The sequence below is a fragment of the Microbispora bryophytorum genome (genome assembly GCF_043197435.1).
GTDB classification, from domain to species: domain Bacteria; phylum Actinomycetota; class Actinomycetes; order Streptosporangiales; family Streptosporangiaceae; genus Microbispora; species Microbispora bryophytorum.
On record NZ_JBICTF010000004.1, the window covers coordinates 371,087 to 390,373 of the forward strand.

General features: G+C 69.9%; 19 protein-coding genes. 14 read left to right on the forward strand and 5 right to left on the reverse strand.

The features are described 5' to 3' along the window. The first annotated feature begins 38 nt into the window (after positions 1 to 38). Positions 39 to 1,871 carry a phosphatidylglycerol lysyltransferase domain-containing protein gene (locus ACGFIB_RS15285; protein WP_393372053.1) on the forward strand — a complete coding sequence of 611 codons (1,833 nt, stop codon included), beginning with the start codon at positions 39 to 41 and terminating at the stop codon, positions 1,869 to 1,871. Here the strand turns inward: ACGFIB_RS15285 and ACGFIB_RS15290 are convergent. Together ACGFIB_RS15290 and ACGFIB_RS15295 are read right to left on the reverse strand one after the other, a co-directional pair. Continuing rightward, entirely contained in the window at positions 1,810 to 2,496 is a 687-nt protein-coding gene (locus tag ACGFIB_RS15290) for a hypothetical protein (protein ID WP_393372056.1), read from the reverse strand. The two genes, ACGFIB_RS15285 and ACGFIB_RS15290, sit on opposite strands and share 62 nt — an antisense overlap. A gap of 87 nt (positions 2,497 to 2,583) precedes the next feature. Next, entirely contained in the window at positions 2,584 to 2,838 is a 255-nt protein-coding gene (locus ACGFIB_RS15295) for a hypothetical protein (protein WP_357018162.1), read from the reverse strand. A gap of 57 nt (positions 2,839 to 2,895) precedes the next feature. Here ACGFIB_RS15295 and ACGFIB_RS15300 point away from each other — a divergent pair, with 57 nt between their 5' ends. The 5 genes from ACGFIB_RS15300 to ACGFIB_RS15320 all read left to right on the forward strand — a co-directional run bounded on the left by ACGFIB_RS15300 (position 2,896) and on the right by ACGFIB_RS15320 (position 6,401). After that, complete coding sequence (locus ACGFIB_RS15300; RefSeq protein ID WP_393372059.1) at positions 2,896 to 4,266, forward strand: hypothetical protein; 1,371 nt, start codon at positions 2,896 to 2,898, stop codon at positions 4,264 to 4,266. A 119-nt stretch (positions 4,267 to 4,385) separates the two neighbouring features. Continuing rightward, the gene (locus tag ACGFIB_RS15305; protein ID WP_357259167.1) at positions 4,386 to 5,114 is read left to right on the forward strand and encodes a hypothetical protein; all 729 of its coding nucleotides are present in this window, start codon (positions 4,386 to 4,388) and stop codon (positions 5,112 to 5,114) included. A 6-nt stretch (positions 5,115 to 5,120) separates the two neighbouring features. Next, the gene (locus ACGFIB_RS15310; RefSeq protein WP_393372063.1) at positions 5,121 to 5,690 is read left to right on the forward strand and encodes a hypothetical protein; all 570 of its coding nucleotides are present in this window, start codon (positions 5,121 to 5,123) and stop codon (positions 5,688 to 5,690) included. A gap of 136 nt (positions 5,691 to 5,826) precedes the next feature. Next, positions 5,827 to 6,261, forward strand: coding sequence for a hypothetical protein (locus ACGFIB_RS15315; protein WP_393372066.1), 435 nt, complete (start codon positions 5,827 to 5,829; stop codon positions 6,259 to 6,261). Further along, positions 6,258 to 6,401 (forward strand): hypothetical protein, encoded by a 144-nt coding sequence (locus ACGFIB_RS15320; protein WP_393372069.1) that lies wholly within the window; start codon positions 6,258 to 6,260, stop codon positions 6,399 to 6,401. The genes ACGFIB_RS15315 and ACGFIB_RS15320 overlap by 4 nt, the downstream gene beginning before the upstream one ends. Before the next feature lie 200 nt (positions 6,402 to 6,601). On the opposite strand, the gene ACGFIB_RS15325 is transcribed toward ACGFIB_RS15320, so the two are convergent. Next, positions 6,602 to 7,258, reverse strand: a complete 657-nt coding sequence (locus tag ACGFIB_RS15325; RefSeq protein WP_142569215.1) for an FHA domain-containing protein — start codon at positions 7,256 to 7,258, stop codon at positions 6,602 to 6,604. A gap of 181 nt (positions 7,259 to 7,439) precedes the next feature. Between ACGFIB_RS15325 and ACGFIB_RS15330 the strand changes: the two genes are divergently transcribed. The 4 genes from ACGFIB_RS15330 (at position 7,440) to ACGFIB_RS15345 (ending at position 12,572) form a co-directional block, all read left to right on the forward strand. Further along, positions 7,440 to 8,561 (forward strand): citrate/2-methylcitrate synthase, encoded by a 1,122-nt coding sequence (locus ACGFIB_RS15330; RefSeq protein ID WP_191051590.1) that lies wholly within the window; start codon positions 7,440 to 7,442, stop codon positions 8,559 to 8,561. Positions 8,562 to 8,607: 46 nt separating this feature from the next. Beyond that, positions 8,608 to 8,892 (forward strand): DUF3017 domain-containing protein, encoded by a 285-nt coding sequence (locus ACGFIB_RS15335; RefSeq protein WP_142569220.1) that lies wholly within the window; start codon positions 8,608 to 8,610, stop codon positions 8,890 to 8,892. A gap of 106 nt (positions 8,893 to 8,998) precedes the next feature. After that, a complete protein-coding gene (locus tag ACGFIB_RS15340) occupies positions 8,999 to 10,216 on the forward strand; it encodes an NADP-dependent isocitrate dehydrogenase (protein ID WP_142569222.1) in 1,218 nt (405 codons plus the stop codon). A gap of 196 nt (positions 10,217 to 10,412) precedes the next feature. Then, positions 10,413 to 12,572, forward strand: coding sequence for a serine/threonine-protein kinase (locus ACGFIB_RS15345; protein ID WP_393372072.1), 2,160 nt, complete (start codon positions 10,413 to 10,415; stop codon positions 12,570 to 12,572). Between the two features lie 21 nt (positions 12,573 to 12,593). Here ACGFIB_RS15345 and ACGFIB_RS15350 read toward each other — a convergent pair whose 3' ends face one another. Then, entirely contained in the window at positions 12,594 to 13,130 is a 537-nt protein-coding gene (locus ACGFIB_RS15350; RefSeq protein WP_142569225.1) for a PadR family transcriptional regulator, read from the reverse strand. A 56-nt stretch (positions 13,131 to 13,186) separates the two neighbouring features. Between ACGFIB_RS15350 and ACGFIB_RS15355 the strand changes: the two genes are divergently transcribed. Both ACGFIB_RS15355 and ACGFIB_RS15360 read left to right on the forward strand, forming a co-directional pair. After that, positions 13,187 to 14,614 (forward strand): MDR family MFS transporter, encoded by a 1,428-nt coding sequence (locus ACGFIB_RS15355; protein ID WP_393372076.1) that lies wholly within the window; start codon positions 13,187 to 13,189, stop codon positions 14,612 to 14,614. Between the two features lie 229 nt (positions 14,615 to 14,843). Next, positions 14,844 to 15,608: a CARDB domain-containing protein gene (locus ACGFIB_RS15360; protein ID WP_167748157.1), complete on the forward strand. Its 765-nt coding sequence runs from the start codon at positions 14,844 to 14,846 to the stop codon at positions 15,606 to 15,608. Between the two features lie 101 nt (positions 15,609 to 15,709). Here ACGFIB_RS15360 and galE read toward each other — a convergent pair whose 3' ends face one another. Beyond that, the gene (gene galE / locus ACGFIB_RS15365; RefSeq protein ID WP_393372079.1) at positions 15,710 to 16,663 is read right to left on the reverse strand and encodes a UDP-glucose 4-epimerase GalE; all 954 of its coding nucleotides are present in this window, start codon (positions 16,661 to 16,663) and stop codon (positions 15,710 to 15,712) included. Between the two features lie 158 nt (positions 16,664 to 16,821). On the opposite strand from galE, the gene ACGFIB_RS15370 reads away from it, so the two are divergent. Then, positions 16,822 to 18,141, forward strand: a complete 1,320-nt coding sequence (locus tag ACGFIB_RS15370; protein WP_357161392.1) for a hemolysin family protein — start codon at positions 16,822 to 16,824, stop codon at positions 18,139 to 18,141. Between the two features lie 72 nt (positions 18,142 to 18,213). Then, positions 18,214 to 19,230 carry a tryptophan--tRNA ligase gene (gene trpS, locus ACGFIB_RS15375; RefSeq protein ID WP_142569233.1) on the forward strand — a complete coding sequence of 339 codons (1,017 nt, stop codon included), beginning with the start codon at positions 18,214 to 18,216 and terminating at the stop codon, positions 19,228 to 19,230. The last annotated feature ends 57 nt before the right edge of the window (positions 19,231 to 19,287 follow it).

Consider the following 19,287-nt stretch of genomic DNA (forward strand, 5'->3'; position numbering starts at 1 on the left):
TGTCCGCGGAGCGAACATCGCCACCTAATGTCTCGTCCGTGAGCCGTCGGACACACATCTCCCGCAACGGGATAGCGCGTCCATGGGTGCCCGCAGCGGCAGCGTACGCCGCGCTGATCATCGGCATCCTGGACATCGTCAAGGCCGTGTTCCCGCGCCTGCGCGGAAGCAGGATCAGCGAGATCGCGAGCGTCCTGCCGGGCAGCGTCACCACGCTCGCCGAGACGGCGTCGCTGCTGGTCGGGATCTTGCTGATCATGCTTGCCCACGCTCTCAGGCGGCGGAAGGCGCGGGCGTGGCGCGCGGTCGTCGTGCTGCTGACGGTGAGCGTCGTGCTCGAGGCGCTGCACCGGCGCCCGGTCGCCGCGTCGGTGTCGCTGCTCCTGTGCGTGGTGCTGCTGGTCAACAGACGGGAGTTCTACGCACTGTCCGACCCGCGCTCGCGCTGGCGGGCGCTGTGGAACCTGCTGGTGCTCGGCGCGTTCGACGTCGTGATCGGGTGGATCCTCATCGCCGCGTACCATCAGACGATCGCCGACCACCCCGGCTTCGGCGACCAGTTGTGGCACGTCGTGCTCGGTCTGGTCGGCCTGGAGGGGCCGGTCGCGTTCACGTCCGAGCGCGCCGGCGACCTGGTCTACTTCTCACTCGCCGGGCTCGGCGCGCTCACCGGCGTCACCACGATCTACCTGGCCCTCCGGCCGGAACGGCCGGTCGCGGCGCTCACCGAGGACGACGAGCGGCGTCTGCGGGCCCTGCTCGAACGGTACGGCCGGCAGGACTCGCTCGGATACTTCGCGCTCCGCCGGGACAAGAGCGTGATCTTCTCGCCCAGTGGCAAGGCCGCCGTGGCCTACCGGGTCGTCGCCGGGGTGATGCTGGCCAGCGGCGACCCGATCGGCGATCCGGAGGCGTGGCCCGGCGCGATCAGGCGGTTCCTGGAGGAGGCCAGGCGGCACGCGTGGGTCCCCGCCGTCATCGGGTGCGGCGAGACCGGCGGCGAGGTGTGGACCAGAGAGGGCGGCCTCGACGCGCTGGAGATCGGGGACGAGGCCGTCGTGGAGGTGGCCGGTTTCACACTGGAAGGCCGGGCCATGCGCAACGTGCGCCAGATGGTCAAGCGGGTGGAGCGGCTCGGCTACACCTGCCGGGTGCGGCGGACGGGCGACCTGAGCGAGGCGGACCGCGAGCGTATCCGCAACGCGGCCGACTTCTGGAGAGGCACCGAGACCGAGCGGGGCTTCTCGATGGCGCTCGGCCGGTTCGGCGACCCCGCCGACGCCGGCTGCCTGGTGGTCACCGCCCACCGGGCCGCGCCCGAGGGCGAGGAGCCGCCGGGCGGGGACATCCGGGCCGTCCTGCATTTCGTGCCCTGGGGAGCCGACGGGATCTCCCTCGACCTCATGCGGCGCGACCGCGACGCCGACCCCGGGCTCAACGAACTGCTGATCGTCCGGGCTCTGCAGGCCGCGCCGGAGTTCGGCGTGGCCAGGGTGTCGCTGAATTTCGCGATGTTCCGCTCCGCGCTGGCGCGGGGGGAGCGGCTGGGGGCGGGGCCGGTGCTGCGTGCCTGGCGCGGCGTCCTCGTCTTCCTGTCCCGCTGGTTCCAGATCGAGTCGTTGTACCGCTTCAACGCCAAGTTCAGCCCGCTGTGGGTGCCGAGGTTCCTGGTCTACCCGACCGCGCGCGACCTGCCGCGCATCGGCGTCTCCGCGCTCCGGGCGGAGGCGTTCCTCACGCTGCCGGGCCTGGGCCGGGGGAACGGCCCGTTCCAGCGGTGGCGCCGCCCGCAGGCCGTCCCCGACGCGGTCACCGGCGGCAGACGCCGGGGAGGTCGCAGAGCTTGGCGGCCATCGTCCGGGCGTCCGTGATCAGCGGGCGGAACTGGGAGACCGGAAGGCTCTTGGTCACCAGGCCGGTCCTGACGTAGACCGCCACCGCGCTCCCCTCGCGGACGATGACGGTGCGGGAGCGGTTCTCGAAGAAGAAGCCGCCGACCCGGAGGGCCTCGTCGCCCACGTCGGTGCTCTTCCACCTGTACGAGTGACGGTTCGCGCCGCGGCCTCTCGCGGCGCACTCGGCCAGGTCGGCGCGTGTGGACCGCATCGCCGCCTTCGCGGCCCGCTCCGACGGGTAGAGCACGACCTGCTCGCCGCGGTAGACGGTCTCCGCCACATAGGTGAACGTACGGCTCGCGCTGCGGCCGTCGCGGGCGGTCCTGCGTCCGCACGGGTTCACCTCAAGGGGCCTCTTCCGGCTGTCGGTGAGCTTCAGGTGCTCCCATGGCCGGTGCGGGCCGTTCACCTTGGCCTCGTTCAGCAGGAACCCCTTGGGCAGCCCGGCCGGAGCGGACGCCTGGCTCGCGTCCGCCGCCGTGGCCGTCACGCGCGTCACCGGCGCCGCTTTCGCCTGACTCGCGCCCGTCACCGTAGCCATCACTGTAGCCATCACCGTCGCCACGGCGACCGCCGCCACGGAGGTCAGAACCCTGCGCATCGCATGCTCCCTTGCCGATCGGTCGACGTCCCGTTCGACGGGGCCTTCGCGGATTTTGTTCTGCACGTTGTCTGGCATGTCGCGCCGTCAGCGCCTGTTCGCCAGGTCGCGAGCCTCGCGTTGCAGCCGATCGGCCTCGTCGAGAAGCCGAGCCGCCACCGTGCCGCAGCGCGTTCTCCAGGTTCCGATCTCACCGCGTACCCGGTCGGTCAACGGGCCCGACCACTCCATAGTGGCGGCCATACCGTTCACGCTGTCGACCAGTTTTTCCACGTCGTCGGCTAATTCCCGAAGTTTGGCGGCCCTGTTCTCGAGTTCCTGCACCTCGGGCGGAGACGACACCTTTTCTCCTCTCGGAGCGCTTTATCAGAGGATAAGTTACAGGTAGGCTCCCGCCGCATGGGGGAAGGCGTGACGCGGAGCTTCAGGCCAGAAGAGCTTGAACGTCTGGCCGGCCTTATGGACGACCTGAACAGGTCGGCAGATGAGGTTTTTAAGCGTGCCTGGCCCCTGCAGGCGTCCCAATTCGTCACACCGCTGGGGGAAATGCCCGGCTGGGGGAGTGACACGGCCAAGGAGTTGAGGCGGCGGGCGGCGATTGGACGACTGCAGACCGGCGACCCGTTCGCCGGGCTCGCGTGGGCCGGCTTTCCACCGCTGGAAATCGTTGCGAATGGCAACAAGATCGACCCGGCGACTCTCATCTCCGTCAACTCGGTCGCGGACTGGGCGAACAAGACCGGAAATTCGGATTTCCAGCGCAAGCCCGGTGAGTCGCTGGACGACTACCTCACGCGGTTGCAGGCCGCCGCCGTCGCGCACGCCATCCCGGCCCTCGAACCTCACGAGGCGACGGTCGCCAACATCCTCAAAATCGTGGGCGATGTCCGCGGAGTCACCACGGCGGCCCCAATCGTCACCACCCAAGCCGTGTCCCTCAGCCGCGTGCTGCTTAACAATCAAGTCCTGAAACCGGCGCTCAAGACACTGATCGACACAGCCGTGCAGGGCAAAGCGAACGCCCTGGCGAAAAAGCTGATACCGCGCACCAGATCTGTCGCTGCTCCGGGCACCGGTCTCGCCGGTCTCACTCGGCAGCTCTTCATGAAGAGCAAGCTCTACCGCGACTATGTGTCCCTGCTTCCTCATCAGCTGGAGATGGACGGCGCCGCCAAGGCGGTTACAACGGGCAGAGCGCTCGCCGGGACCCGGGTGAACAACTTTCTCAATCTCGCCTTCGGCGACAACCAGCTTGCCAAGCTGCTGGCCGGCAAAACACGTGCCGGTGTGAAGGTGCAAGTTTCCGGAGAGGCGAACCTGCTCAAGGCCTGGTCGGCCACCGCGGACCCGAAGAAGATGGAGGCCGCCGCCGCAATCTTGAAGGTCGAGCCCACTGCTCTCACCCGGCTTGGAGTGGTGGCCCGGACCGCCGGCGCCGTCCGGTCGCTGGGCATCGTGGGTGGGGTCGCCTCCACCGGCTACAGCGTGGCCAACGTCATCTCACAGGGTGATCCCAGAGAGGCCTTCAAACGCAATGGCGCCGGTTATATCGCGGATGTTGCCGAGATGGGTTTCAACGCTTCACTTACCGTCGCGATGGTCTGCCCCAATCCCTTCGCCATTGGCGCTACCGTCGTCACGGGCGCTGTTTACGTCGGTGCGAAGGTCGTCGAACACTGGGACGACATCGAGGCCGGTGCGAAGAAGGCGGGCAAGGCGATCGGCGAGGGGGCCAGAAAGGTCTTCAGCAGCCTCAATCCGTTCGACTAGCGCAGGGAGATTGAGTGATGCCGTCCTTCGACACGGCGCGTGGCCGGTTCCGGCTCGGCCCGGCCCATTTGGGGGTCCTGGGTTGTCTCTATGAGGGGAGGGCGGTTACGGCTGACCTGATGACTGCCCGGAATGAGTTGCGGGCCGCCGGATTGATAAGTGACGACGACGCCGTCGTTCCCGAACTCGCCGATCTGGCGGACGCCCTCGCCGAGCCGGTTGTGTTCGTCGGAATCGAGATGACCGGAGGCCAGGGCGTGACGAACCACGGCGCGGTCGTCGGCAACGACGCCTGTTATGCGTACGAAGGGTGGCCGGGCGAACCGGAGTCGGAGTATGTCCGCACCGACCTCAGCACTCTCGTGTGGTCACTCGCGCGGGCGGTGGGGCTGCGTGACAGGGGCGCCAAGCCTCCGGCGGCGACGACCATCACCACGACGGTCGGTGTCATGGACGCGGGATTCGTGGCGCTTGCCGCAGCGAACACCGACGACGTGGAGGAGACCACCGAGCGGTTGCGTGCGGCGCTCGCCGCCGAGGGTGGCCTCGCCGACCCCGAACTGATGGTCTTCACCCACTTGCTGCTTCAGCTCAACGGCAACTGGCGAATGACCGCGGCGTGGAACAACCGCGAGGGCAGGGGCACCGACATCCGAGGGATCACCGTGCTCGACTGCGGCCCCCTGGGCTACTGGCTGCGGGAACGTCCCGCCGAGCCGATCATGCCGGGGGCGGTGACGCCCGGCAGCGAGCTCCGGCTGGTGTTCAGCGAGACTCTGCGCGTTTGGGAGCTGATCACCGAGCTCCTCCCCAGCCTCGATCAACTTCCTGCCCCTGCGGGACGGTGATGTGCCGTGTCGGGTTTCACCTTCGAGCTTGTGCCGCAGAAGCCTTCTCGATCTGAACGGAAGATCACCTTCCTGCTTCTGACCGGCACGGCGGGGCCGTATGGGGAGGTGTCTTTGAAAATCACCACCTATCCCGAAGAAGCCACGCTCCTCGCGGAGGGGCTGCCGGACGGCTCCATCTCTCATCCTGACAATCCCGCGGAAGGGCTCATCGCCGTCGATGTCCGGACGAGACTGGCTGTCGGGGGAGTGACTGCCACTGTCACTCAGAATCGGCGCGCCTTGCGTAAGGAAGGACGTGGGCTTGGCATCAGCCTGGGTGATCGCCGATACACCTACCTTCGCCTGGACTCTGGAGAGGAGGAACTGCGGGACAGCGAACGAGGTGTGGTCACGCGGCGGCGCGGCCCCTCTCGCGAATCGAGGACCGTCATGGTCGTCCTGCCGCCAGCCGATGGCACCGACCTGGCCCTGGCCATGCTTTTGCTGGCTGCCGACACCACGCAGCTGACCGTGCCGGGAATGATCGTTTCTGGCATTATGTCGGTATTCAACAACGGGCAAGGCAACATGTAGCGCCGTTGCGAGGTTGGCACTGTTAGCAGTTGCCGGAGAAGTCGCAGCGCTTATCGGCCATCGAGATGCCGCGCGTTTGGGAGCTGATCACCGAGATCCTCCCCAGCCTCGATCAACTGGCCGCTTCGACGAAACGGTGAACGACGTGCACGGGTTCGATTTCGATCTCGTACGGCGGATGCCCTACCGCTCCGCCGAGCGGCAGAGCACATACCTCTCCCTGACCGGTACGGCCGGGCAATATGGAGAGGTGACCGTCACAGTGAGGACGGTTACCCGGCAGGCCACGCTCGCCGGACCAGGGCTGCCCGAGGCGTCGGTCTCTCATCCGGACGATCTGAAGCAGGGTCTCATCCTCATCGATGAACGCACAGGGCTGAGCGTGGACGGGCGCCAGGCGACCCTCACGTGGAATCGGCGCTCTCTCGGCAAGAAGGGCCGCGGCATCCGCATAGGGCTGGGAGACCGTGACTCCTTCGGATCGGCACGGGAGAGGAGGAACTGCGTGACGCCAAACGCGGCCCGCTCGTCCGTCAGCGCAATCGCTTCGGCAGATCTACGGTCGGAGTGACCGTACTGTCGGCCGCCGATTCCATCGACCTCGCACTGGCCCTTGTCCTGCAAGGCACAGACAGGACCAGGCTGACCATCACGCAGACGGCAGTCTTCGGCGTCCTGCCGTACCTGTACCCAGGGCACGGCGATGTCTGATGTCGAGCTCGTCCGTGCGGAACGGCCTGGGCAGCCGAAGCTGTGGCTCGGCATGCCCTGGGCGCTGTGCGCCCGCTCATCGCGCTGCGCGCCGTGCTCCTCGCGTCAAGGGGGGACGCCGACCGTGGACCGTTCGGAACGCTCCACCGGCCGCCGGGGGTGGAACGGCTTGCGCCCCCGGCGGCCGGTGTGCCGCTGGTTCAGGACGCCCGGCGGCCCGCGCTGGTGCGAGGCTGCGGTTCCGGCTCGGCCGGCCCGGTTCCCCGCTGTGGCGGCACGACCGGCGTGGGCCGCACCAGGCCGAGGGCGACGACCTCGTTGGCGAGCCGGGTGCGCCGGTTGGTGCCTTCCGGGATGCGGAACTTCTGGTAAAGCCGCAGCAGATGCTGCTTGACGGCCGCCTCGGTCACGACGAGGTCGTCGGCGATCTCCCGGGCCGTCGCGGGCGCCACGAACGCCTCGTCGGACAGCGCGGGACGGCACAGCGAGGTGAGGACGTCGACCTCCCGGCGGGTGAGCTCCGGCGCGGCGGCCCGGCGCAGCTCGACCTCGGGGGCGAGGTCCTCCCGCGGGATCCCGCCCACCCGGGCCCGCGCGGCTCCGAAGGAGACGACGTCGCCGTCGTCCAGCACCCTCCTGGCGATCGGCCTGCCGTTCACCCGGGTGCCGTTGCGGGACAGGCCCAGGTCCACGACGTACAGGTAGGGCCCGCGACGGACGAATTCGGCGTGCAGCCGTGACACGCTCGGATCCGTCAGCCGGATGTCCACGCCTCGGCCGCGGCCGATCGTGGTGACGTCGGGGCGCAGCGGCACCACCTCGCCGCTGTCCTCGATCCGTATGAACGGCCCCTCCACGGCAGTTCCTCCCCAGGTAGCCCGCCGTTACTTTCCCTATAGCTGCGGCTTACCCACCCGTGGCGAGGGGGAATCGCCTTTGCCGTGAGCAGAATCAATCGTGAAATTGGTCTGGACCTTTGAGGGGCGCTTTACCTGCTCACGGGTAGACTTCGGGCGGAGATAAGCGGAGGAAACACTTATGGCGGACAAGCCCACCAAAGGCCTCGCCGATGTCGTCGCCGCGTCCACAGCGCTCAGCGACATCGACGGCACGGCCGGCCGTCTCTCCTACCGGGGATACGACATCCACGAGCTGGCCGGCCACGCCACCTTCGAGGAGGTGGCCCACCTGCTCCAGCGCGGCACGCTGCCGACCCGCCGGCAACTCGCCGACTACGGCGCGGAGCTGGCCGAAGGCCGCACCCTGGGCGCGCTCGTGGAGAGCGACATCTCCGAGCTCGCCGGGAAGCAGGGGCCCATGGAGGCGCTGCGCACCCTGGTCTCACTGGCCGGGGCCGACGACCCGGACAAGGACTCCAACGCCGCCGACGCCAACCGCCGCAAGGCCGCCAGGCTCACGGCGCAGCAGCCGGTCCTGGTCGCCCGCTATCACGCGGCCAGGACGGGAGCGGACATCCCGGCGCCCGATCCCGAGCTGAGCACCGCCGCGAACTTCCTGCTGCAGATCACCGGCCGCCGCCCCGAGCGGCGCGAGGTCGAGATCTTCGACACCTGCCTGGTGCTGCACGCCGACCACACGATGAACGCGTCCACCTTCGCCGCCCGCGTGTGCGCCGCGACGCTGTCCGACATGCACTCGGCGATCGTCGCCGCCGTCGGCACGCTCAAGGGCCCCCTCCACGGTGGGGCGAACGAGCAGGTCATGCGTACGCTGGAAGCGCTGGACCCACGCGGGGTCGCGCAGGCCGTACGGGACAAGCTGGCGGCGGGCGAGAAGATCATGGGATTCGGGCACCGCGTCTACAAGACCGAGGACCCCCGTGCGACGCATCTGCGTCGGATGTCGCAGGAGCTGGCCGAGGCCTCGGGCGACGACACCTACTACCGGATGTCGCGGGAGATGGAGGAGGTCGTCTTCGCGGACAAGCATCTGTATCCGAACGTCGACTTCTACGCGGCGACCGTCTACCACTACCTCGGCATCCCGACGGACCTGTTCACGCCCGTGTTCTCGGTCAGCCGGATGTCCGGATGGACCGCCCACGTGATCGAGCAGCACGCCGACAACCGGCTGATCCGGCCGGACAGCGAGTACATCGGCGAGCGTGACCAGAAGTGGGTGCCCATCGACGAGCGGTGAGAGCGAGGAACGCGCCGAGGACCGCAGTGGCAGGCATGGGAGAGATGTGAGAACGAGCGAGAGCACGGCCTGGGGGCCGTACCTGCTGGTGGTGGCGGCTGCGGCCGCCGGGCTGGGTGTGATCGGCCTGGGTGCGCCGGTGTCCGCGGGCGGTGCGATCATGGGATTCGGCTTTCTCGCCGGATCCCTGGTCCGGGTGACGGTCTCCGAACGGCGGGCGGGCGCGCTCGCGGTGCGCAGCAGACGGATGGACGCGCTCACGCTGGCGGCGTTCGGCGCGGCGCTCGTCATCGGCTCGCTGCTCATGCTGCTGCGGCTGCACGACTCGTAGGAACACGACCTCGTCGCGGACTTACCACACCCGTCCGATAGCCTCAACGGCCAGTGAGCCTCAAAAAGGACGTGCTGGCCAGTTAATCAGAAGGGGAACCCCACGCATGCCCAAGATCAAGGTAGCGGGCCCGGTCGTCGAGCTCGACGGCGACGAGATGACCCGGATCATCTGGCAGTTCATCAAGGACCAGCTGATCCTTCCCTACCTCGACGTCGACCTGAAGTACTACGACCTCGGCATTGAGCACCGCGACGCCACCGACGACCAGGTCACGATCGACGCCGCCAACGCCATCAAGCAGTACGGCGTGGGCGTGAAGTGCGCGACGATCACGCCGGACGAGGCCCGCGTCGAGGAGTTCGGCCTGAAGAAGATGTGGAAGTCCCCGAACGGGACGATCCGCAACATCCTCGGCGGTGTCATCTTCCGCGAGCCGATCATCATGTCGAACATCCCGCGGCTCGTGCCCGGCTGGACCAAGCCGATCGTCGTCGGCCGTCACGCCTTCGGCGACCAGTACCGCGCCACCGACCTGAAGATCCCCGGCGAGGGCACGCTGACGCTGACGTTCACGCCGAAGGACGGCAGCGAGCCGATCGAGCTCAACGTCTTCGACTTCCCCGGCTCCGGCGTGGCCCTGGCGATGTACAACCTGGACGAGTCGATCCGCGACTTCGCCCGCGCCTCCATGCGGTACGGCCTCAACCGCGGCTACCCGGTCTACCTGTCGACCAAGAACACGATCCTCAAGGCGTACGACGGCCGGTTCAAGGACATCTTCGCCGAGGTCTACGAGACCGAGTTCAAGGCCGACTTCGAGGCCGCCGGGATCATCTACGAGCACCGCCTGATCGACGACATGGTGGCCGCCTCCCTGAAGTGGGAGGGCGGATACGTCTGGGCCTGCAAGAACTACGACGGCGACGTCCAGTCGGACACGGTGGCGCAGGGCTTCGGCTCGCTCGGCCTCATGACCAGCGTGCTCATGACCCCTGACGGCCGCACCGTCGAGGCCGAGGCGGCGCACGGCACGGTGACGCGCCACTTCCGCCAGCACCAGCAGGGCAAGCCGACCTCCACCAACCCGATCGCCTCGATCTTCGCCTGGACGCGCGGCCTGCAGCACCGCGGCAAGCTCGACAACCAGCCCGAGGTCATCGACTTCGCCGAGAAGCTGGAGCAGGTCTGCGTCGAGACCGTCGAGGGCGGTCAGATGACCAAGGACCTCGCGCTTCTGGTCGGCGGCGACGCCGAGTGGCTGACCACGCAGGACTTCCTCGCGGCGCTCGACGAGAACCTCAAGAAGAAGATGGCGCTGTAACACCGCTTCACCGGAACACCGCTTCACCGGCAGGGGGCCGCCCGGACGTTTCCGGACGGCCCCTTTCCCGTGACTCAGGGGTAGGGGCCGCTCGCTCCTTTGTCACGGTTTCCTGACGTCACGGCGCGGTATCGGGCCGCGGAACCGTCGCACCGGGGCCGTAAAGTTCTGGGTGGCCGGATACTTTTGCCGAATCGTGGGGAACGGGATGCCGCAGATCGCGCCGTTGCAACCGGGGGATCCGACCAGGCTCGGTCCCTTCGTGCTGTCCGGCCGTCTCGGCGAGGGCGGGCAGGGCGTGGTCTACCTCGGCCAGGGCCAGGCCGGCGAGCAGGCCGCGGTCAAGCTGCTGCACGTCAAGTTCTCCGGCGACGCGATCGCCAGGTCCCGCTTCGCGCGGGAGTTGCGCGCCGCCCAGCGCGTGGCGAGCTTCTGCACCGCGCGGGTCCTGGCGGCCGACCTGGAGGGCGACACGCCGTACATCGCGAGCGAGTTCATCGACGGGCGGTCGCTGAGCGAGGCCGTCGAGGAGAACGGGCCGCTGACCGGCTCGGTCCTGGAGCGGCTCGCGGTCGGCACGGCCACCGCGCTCACCGCGATCCACCAGGCGGGCATCGTGCACCGCGACTTCAAGCCCGACAACGTGCTGCTGGCCGTGGACGGCCCCCGGGTGGTGGACTTCGGCATCGCCCGCCTCCTCGACTCGACCGCCACGATCACCAGCCGGGCGATCGGCACGCCCGCCTACATGGCGCCCGAGCAGATCTCCGGCGGCGACGTCGGGCCCCCGGCCGACGTGTTCTCCTGGGCCTCCACGATCGCGTACGCCGCGACCGGCGACGTCGTGTTCGGCGGCAACTCGATCGCGGTCGTGCTCAACCGCATCCTCAACCACGACATCGACACCGGGATGCTGCCCGAGCCGCTCGGCGGAGTGGTCCGAGCGTGCCTGCGCAAGTCGCCGGACGAGCGGCCGACGGCCGACCAGATCCTGCTGCGCCTGCTGGGCCGCGCGGTGTCGGGCGACGCGTCGGCGGTCGTGCTGTCCGAGGGGGCCGCGCAGGCGGCCGACCCCGACGTCACGCGCCTCGCGCGTACGAGTCCGGGCCGCGTCCTGGCGACAGGCGCGGGCCCCTCGCCGGCGGACGGAGCGCGGACGGTAGACGGCGCGTGGACGGGGGACGGAGCGCGGACGGGGCACGGCGCGTGGACGGGGGACGGAGCGCGGACGGGGCACGGCACGGGGACGGGGGACGGAGCGCGGACGGGGGACGGCACGGGGATATTCGGCGTGACGGGGCCCGCGCCGACCGGCGCCGGGTCTGTCGGGGCCGCGCCGACCGGGCCCGGGCCTGCCGGGCACGGGCCTGCCGGGACCGGGTCTGCCGGGACCGGGCCTGGCGGGATCATGCCGGCCGGTACTGGGCCGGCAGGGACCGGCCCGGCGCGGCGCCGCCGGAACGGCCTCGTCGGCGCGCTCGCGGCGGTGCTCGCCGTCGTGGCCGCCATGGCCGCGATCATCGCTGCCAAGACCGGCTTCGCGTTCGGCAGCGCGCCCGGTGACGGCACCGCGGACGCCGCGGTCACGCCGCGGCCGAGCCCGGCGTACGCCTCCGTCTACGAGAAGGCGCAGCGGACGGGACGGCTGACGATCGGCGTGCGGGGGGACGTGCCCGGGGTCGGCCTGGAGCAGGCGAACGGGTTCAGCGGGTTCGACGTCGACGTCGCGACGTCCATCGCCAGGAGCCTCAAGGTGCCCGCGAACGGGATCACCTTCCGCAGGCTCGGCGCCAACGACCGGGTGCGCGCGCTGACCGACCACGATGTGGACATGGTCGTCGCGACCTACTCCTACGACGACAACCGCGACGACGCGGTGACCTTCGCGGGGCCGTACTACACGGCCCACGCCGACCTGCTGGTGCTCGGCGGCTCGCGGATCGAGAAGTTGGAGGACTTGGCCGGGCGCCGGATGTGCGCGCCCGCCGGCAGCACCACCGCCCGGCTCGTCGCCGCCAAGGTGAAAGTCGAGCAGGTCCGGGCGGGCAACTACGCGGAGTGCATGGATCTGCTGACCTCCGGCAAGGTCGACGCCATACCGGGGGACGACCTCATCATCGCCGGCTTCGCCGACCGCGTGGCGGGCCTGAAGCTGTCGGTGCTCGGTCTGCGGCTGACCGACCAGCACTACGCCGTGGGCCTGCCCAGGAAGGATGTGCGCACCTGCCGGGCCGTGCAGGACGCGATCATCCGCATGTACGGCGACGGCACGATGCGTGACCTGCTGCGCAAGCACTTCGGCAACGTCGACTTCGATCCCGAACGGGACGCGCCGTCCGAGCTCGCCTGCGGGTGAGGCCTCCGCCGGGCGGGTGGGTCAGGCCCGGCGTTCGAGCTGGGCCATGGCGTCGTTCACCCACTGCAGCGTGGTGCGGGTGTGCCGGATGCCGAGGTCCAGGGCGAGATCGCCGAACCTGACCCCGGACGTCCCCTCCGGGACGGGGGAGGCGTGTTTGGCCGCCCAGAGGGCCTCCAGCTCGGCCAGCTTCCGTTCCGCGTATGTCTTCAGCCGTTCCAGCACGGCCAGCGCCTCGCCGGGGTCGAGCAGCGGGAGCAGGAACGCCTGCAACGCGATCTCGCTGCGGGCCGGACCCGTGGGGTCGTGCCCGATCAGCCAGGCGCGCAGCTCCGCGCGGCCCTCCGGCGTGATCGAGTAGATCTTGCGCCCCCGCGCTCCCTCCGCCTCCACCGTGACCAGCCCGTCGGCGGTCATCTTCGCCAGCTCGGGATAGATCTGGCTGTGCCCCGCCTGCCAGGCGTGGGCCACGGACCGCTCGAACCCTTTGGTCAGGTCGTAGCCGCTCGCCGAGCCGTAGGCCGACAGCACACCGAGAAGAGCCATGCGCAGGGACATGCCCCCAACTATACCTCCGGATTGACATGTCAGAACTTACATGTCACCTTCGACACATGCGATCCAGAAACGGACTCCTCCTGTTCGCCGTGCTCGGCGGCATGTTCCTGGCGATGCTCGACCAGACGATCGTCGGCACCGCGCTGCCGAGGATCACCACCGAGCTGGGCGGCACCGGCCTCTACACCTGGGTGGTGACCGCCTATCTCCTCACCTCGACCGTCACGGTCCCGCTCTACGGCCGGCTCTCCGACGCGTACGGGCGAAAGCCGCTCCTGCTGGTCGGGGTGGTCCTGTTCCTGCTGGGCTCGATCCTGTCCGGGGCGGCGCAGAGCATGGGGCAGCTCATCGCCTTCCGCGGCGTGCAGGGGCTCGGCGCGGGCGCGCTGCTGCCGCTGTCGCTGGCGCTGGTGATCGATCTGTTCCCGCCGGAGCGCGGCGGGAAGGTGCAGGGCGCCCTCGGCGGCGTCATGGCGCTGAGCTACATCGCCGGGCCGTTCCTCGGCGGCCTGTTCACCGACCACGCGAGCTGGCGCTGGGCCTTCTACGTGAACGTCCCGATCGGCGCCGTCCTCGTGGCCATCATCGTGTGGCGGCTGCCGCACCGGCCGGGGCACGGAGGGGCGCGGCCCGACTATCCCGGCATCGCCGTGTTCAGCGCCGCGATCAGCGCCCTGCTCGTCGGCCTGACCGAGAAGGGGATCGACGGCCACACCTGGACGAGCGGGCCGGTGGCCGGGCCGCTCGGCGCGGCGCTCGCGCTGCTCGTGGTGTTCGTCCTCGTCGAGCGGCGGGCCGCCGAGCCGATCGTGCCGCTCCACCTGTTCTCGAACGGCACGTACTCGCTGGTCAACGTCGCGTCGTTCTTCACGGCGTTCTGCATGTACGCCGGGGTGGTCTTCCTGCCCCGCTACTTCCAGGAGGCGCACGGCCTGAGCGCGACCTCCTCGGGGCTGCACATCTACCCGCTGATGCTGGCGATGGTCGTGGGCAGCGCGGTCACCGGCGCCCTCATCTCGCGTACGCGCCGCTACAAGCCGTGGCTGGTGATCGCGCCGGTCTTCCTCGTCGCAGGCACGGCGCTGTGCGCGAACCTCGAGGTCGGCACCTCGACCCCGCTGCTCGCCGCATGGATGGCGCTGATCGGGCTCGGCATGGGGCCCATGCTGTCCGGCCTCACCGTGGCGATCCAGACATCCGTCCCGCCCCGGTACATCGGCACGGCCAGCGCGAACCTGACGTTCTTCCGGCAGATCGGCGGCTCGGTCGCGCTGGCCGTCGCCGGCACGGCGTACACGTCGGTGGTGACGCGGGAGGCGCCCGTGCACGGCATGCCCGCGGCTCACGCCGCCGCCACCGCGACCGTCATCCCCTGGCTGGGGGTCGTGGGCGCGGTCGTCGCCCTCCTCGCGCTCGCCCTGCTGCCGCGGGGCGGTGCGCGGCTCGGCGGGCCCGCACCGCAGCGGGACCTCGTGACCGCGTGAGACGGGCGCGAGACGGGCGTGAAGCGGTGCGTCAGCGGCGCTGCGAGCGGCGTGTCGGACGGTGCGCGGGGCCCGTCCGACACGATTGAATTGATCTCAAGCGTTCGGGGGAGCGGCAGTGGGTCGTAGGGTCGTCACGGGTTTGGTCTGTGTGTTCGTCGCCGGAGCGCCGCAACCGGCGCTCGCCGCCTCCGGGGGGCCTCCCCGGCCGGCGCCGGTGAAGGAGCCGTTGGAAAATCAATGGGGCACGGCCGACCTGAAGGTCGGCATCACCGCCTCGCCGAAGGTGGCGCAACCGGGGCAGCCGTTGACCTACCACGTCACCGTGCACAACAAGGGCCCGGGGGACGCCGTGCTGCCGACGCTGCGGGTCGCGCTGCCGAAGGACTTTCAGATCGTCAACGTGGGCGTGGCGGAGTGCGAGCCCGGCCGGGCGCGCAACCGGGTCGTCTGCCACTCGTCCGACGACGTCCTGCCCGGCGGCTCAGGCGACATGACGATCACGGGAGTGATCGCGCCGGGCGCGCACGGTCCGCTGCGGGCGCGCGCCGACCTGTCCTCCGAGGTGCTCGACCAGGACGAGACCGACAACACGGCCGAGGCGGTGAACAAGGTCGACGAGGGGGCCGACCTGGCGATGCGGTTCCGCTCCTCGACCAAGTTCATCCGCCCGGGCCACTGGTTCTCCGTGCGGGCGGAGGTGCGCAACCGGGGGCCGCGCGTCGTGCGGGACGCCTACGTGTTCTTCCAGCCGCGCCAGGCCAGGCTGGAGTCCGCCCGGGGCGGGCGCTGCCGGGGGAACCGCCAGTTCGTGGGGTGCTCGCTGCCGCCGATCAGGTCGGGGTCGCGCGGGCTGCTCGAACTCGTGTTCCGGGTGCCGTCACGGGCCTCGCACGCCGTGGCGACGATGGCCACCGTCTACTCGCGCCGCTACGGCGACCGCCGCCCGGCCAACAACAAGGCGAGCGTACGGGTGGCTCTGCGCCGGGCCTGACCCGGCGGCGCGCCGTCGGCCGGGCCGCCGGGTCACACATGCGTCGGGAGTCCGGCCGGGCATCGGGAGTCCGGCCGGGGGAGTCCGCGGGGGAGCTGGGTTCAGGCGGGCTTCGCGGAGGCGGTCCAGGCGTCGGCGACCATGTCCCGCAGCGTCGCGTGAGCCGGCTTCCAGCCCAGCTCGCGCTGGATCTTCTCCGACGACGCCACCAGCACGGCCGGATCGCCGGGACGGCGCGCCGCGACGGTGGTCGGGATGGGGTGCCCGGTCACCTCGCGGCAGACGTCCACGACCTCCTTGACCGAGAAGCCCGCGCCGCTGCCGAGGTTGTAGATCCGGTGCTCGCCGGGCGTGCAGGCGTCGAGGGCGAGCAGGTGCGCGCGGGCGAGGTCGGCGACGTGGACGTAGTCGCGGACGCAGGTGCCGTCCGGAGTGGGGTAGTCGGTGCCGAAGACGCTGACCGACTCGCGCTCGCCCAGAGCCACCTTCAGGACGTTGGGGATCAGATGGGTCTCGACCGTGTGCCGCTCGCGGAACGCGCCGTACGCCCCGGCCACGTTGAAGTAGCGCAGGCTGACCGCGCCGAGGCCGTACAGCCCGGCGAAGGCGGTGAGCGCGGTGTCCACGGCGAGTTTGGACGCGCCGTAGGGGTTGCCCGGGCGGGTCGGGTCGGTCTCCAGGATGGGAGTGCGCTCCGGCTCGCCGTAGGTGGCGGCGGTGGAGGAGAACACGATCCGGTTCACCCCGGTCCGACGCATGGCGTCGAGCAGTGCGAGCGAGCCGCCGAGATTGTGCGACCAGTACAGCCCCGGCTTCTCGACCGACTCGCCCACCAGCGACTTGGCCGCGAAGTGCAGCACGGCGTCATAGCCGTCGGCGAGCACGCCCTCGGCCTCGGTGATCGACGCCTGCACGAACGAGGCCCCGGGCGGCACCGCGTCGGCGTGCCCGGTCGACAGGTCGTCGAGCACCGTGACCTCGTGCCCCTCCTCCAGGAGTTGCGCCGCCACGACGCTGCCGATGTACCCGGCTCCACCAGTAACCAGCAGCTTCACTGTTTACTCCTGTTCAAATCTGTTGGATTATGTACGTCCAGGGCCTAGCTTACGCGGTTCCCAGGAGGAGCGGGTTAAATGCCACCAGTACCGCAATCTCAGCAAGCCGCGGGAGATTGCGACGACCGGCCTGGCCTGCCTGACACCCGAACGGACTGATGACGTTGAGCAACGTCGCGGTGACCATCGCCCTGGTCCTGATATTCATCCTGATCGGCGGTTTCTTCGCCGCGGCCGAGATGGCGATGGTCTCGCTGCGGGAGAGCCAGATCCGCCGCCTGAGCCGCGACGAGGGACGCCGCGGCGCGCGGGTGCAGAAGCTCGCCCGCGACCCCAACCGTTTCCTGTCGGCCATCCAGGTCGGGGTGACCGTGGCGACCGTGCTGTCGGCCGCGCTCGGCGCCGACGCGCTGGGCCCGCGGTTCGCCCCGGTCCTTGAGCAGTGGGGCCTGCGGCCGAGCGTGGCCGCGTCCGTCGCGTTCGTGGCCGTCACGCTGGCCATCTCGTACGTGACCCTGGTGCTCGGCGAGCTGGCGCCCAAGCGGCTCGGCCGGCAGCGGGCGGAGAACCTCTCGCTCGCGACCGCCCCGCTGCTCGACCGGATCGCGACGCTGTCGAGGCCGGTGATCTGGCTGCTGTCCAAGTCGACCAACGGCGTCGTCCGCCTGCTCGGCGGCAACCCGTCCGCGGACAGGGCGGCCATGACCACCGAGGAGCTGCGCGACATGGTCGTGGGCCACACGGACCTCACGCAGGACGAGCGCGACGTGATCGCCGAGGTGTTCGCGGCGGGCAAGCGGCAGCTCAGGGAGGTCATGCTGCCCCGCACGGAGGTCGAGTTCATGGCGGTGGACACCCCGCTCGCCGAGGCAGCCGTGCTCGCCGCGGCCATGCCGCACTCCCGGTTCCCCGTCTACCGCGACACCTACGACGACGTCATCGGGTTCGTCCACGTGCGGGACCTGCTCGACCCGGTGCGCACCGGACGGCTGGAACCGATCAGCGAGGTCGTGCCGATCCGTCCGGTCAAGCTCGTGCCGGCGAGCAAGCGGGTCCTGGCCACGCTCGCGGAGATGCGCGACGAGGGCCACCACCTCGCCATCGTGGTGGACGAGTACGGCGGCACCGACGGCATCGTGACGCTGGAGGACCTGGTCGAGGAGCTCGTGGGCGACATCCGCGACGAATACGACGAGAGCGGCGACGCCGTACGCGTGATCGCCGGAGACATGGAGGTCGAGGGGCTGGTCAACCTCGACGAGTTCCACACGCAGACGGGCGTGCGGCTGCCCAGCGGGCCGTACGAGACCCTGGGCGGATACGTCATGGCATCCCTCGGCCACCTGCCCCAGAGCGGCGAGGTCGCCGAGGCGCCGGGCGTGAAGCTGACCGTGACCGAGATGGACGGACGCCGCGTCTCCCGTGTCCGCGTCACCCGCAATCCCCCCGAAGACACGGCGCCCGTGACCGCCGGCTGAGCGGCGGGCGGCTGTGCTCACCCCTGGCCGTGTCTGTCGCGGGCAGCCCGCGACTGCTGACAGAATTGCCGTATGGCTCTTGCTCGCGTCCTGTCCGGTATCCAGCCCACCGCCGACTCGTTCCACCTGGGCAACTATCTCGGCGCGATCCGTCAGTACGTGGCACTGCAGGACACCCATGAGGCCTTCTTCTTCATCGCCGACCTGCACGCGCTGACCGTGGCGCCCAAGCCCGAGGAGCTGCGCCGGCGCACCAGGATCGCCGCCGCCCAGCTGTTCGGCGCGGGGCTCGACCCGGAGCGGGCCGCGGTCTTCGCACAGAGCCAGGTGCGTGAGCACAGCGAGCTCGCCTGGTATCTGATCTGCCAGACCGGCATGGGCGAGGCCGGGCGGATGACCCAGTTCAAGGACAAGTCCGCGCGGTACGGCGAGAGTTCGGCCAGCGTCGGCCTGTTCACCTACCCGATCCTCCAGGCGGCCGACATCCTGATCTACCAGGCCGACCAGGTGCCGGTCGGGGTGGACCAGAAGCAGCACCTGGAGCTCAGCCGCGACCTCGCGCAGCGCTTCAACAGCCGCTACGGCCAGACGTTCAAGGTGCCGAGCCCGTACATCCTCAAGGAGGTCGAGAAGATCACCGACCTCCAGGACCCGACCGCGAAGATGTCCAAGTCGTCGTCGAGCCCGCAGGGCATCCTCGACGTGCTGGAAGAGCCGAACGTCCTGCGCAAGAAGATCATGCGAGCGGTGACCGACACCGGTAGCGACGTCGTCGCCGACGAGGAGAACAAGCCGGGCGTCACCAACCTGCTGAGGATCCTGTCCGCGCTGACCGGCACGCCGATCCCCGAGCTGGAGACCCGGTTCGCCGGGCAGGGGTACGGCACCTTCAAGAAGGAGGTCGCCGAGGCCGTCATCGAGACGTTCTCCCCGATCCGGGAGCGTACGGAGAAGCTGCTGGCCGACGAGGCCGAGCTCGACCGGATGCTGGTCGCGGGCGCCGCACGGGCCCGCAAGGTGGCCCGCGAGACGATGGAGCAGGTCCGCGAGCGCCTCGGCCTGCTGCCCACGCCGCCGACCTCCGCGTGACCCACGCCTGAGACCGCGGCCCCGCCCCGAGCCGTGGTCCCCGCGCGCATCGAGACG

Bases quoted from the DNA above. Each gene is read 5' to 3' on its own strand.
- ACGFIB_RS15290 (WP_393372056.1), bottom strand. From the start codon at position 2,496: ATGCGCAGGGTTCTGACCTCCGTGGCGGCGGTCGCCGTGGCGACGGTG.
- ACGFIB_RS15300 (WP_393372059.1), top strand. From the start codon at position 2,896: ATGGGGGAAGGCGTGACGCGGAGCTTCAGGCCAGAAGAGCTTGAACGT.
- ACGFIB_RS15305 (WP_357259167.1), top strand. From the start codon at position 4,386: ATGACTGCCCGGAATGAGTTGCGGGCCGCCGGATTGATAAGTGACGAC.
- ACGFIB_RS15330 (WP_191051590.1), top strand. From the start codon at position 7,440: ATGGCGGACAAGCCCACCAAAGGCCTCGCCGATGTCGTCGCCGCGTCC.
- ACGFIB_RS15340 (WP_142569222.1), top strand. From the start codon at position 8,999: ATGCCCAAGATCAAGGTAGCGGGCCCGGTCGTCGAGCTCGACGGCGAC.
- ACGFIB_RS15350 (WP_142569225.1), bottom strand. From the start codon at position 13,130: ATGTCCCTGCGCATGGCTCTTCTCGGTGTGCTGTCGGCCTACGGCTCG.
- ACGFIB_RS15355 (WP_393372076.1), top strand. From the start codon at position 13,187: ATGCGATCCAGAAACGGACTCCTCCTGTTCGCCGTGCTCGGCGGCATG.
- ACGFIB_RS15370 (WP_357161392.1), top strand. From the start codon at position 16,822: ATGACGTTGAGCAACGTCGCGGTGACCATCGCCCTGGTCCTGATATTC.
- trpS (WP_142569233.1), top strand. From the start codon at position 18,214: ATGGCTCTTGCTCGCGTCCTGTCCGGTATCCAGCCCACCGCCGACTCG.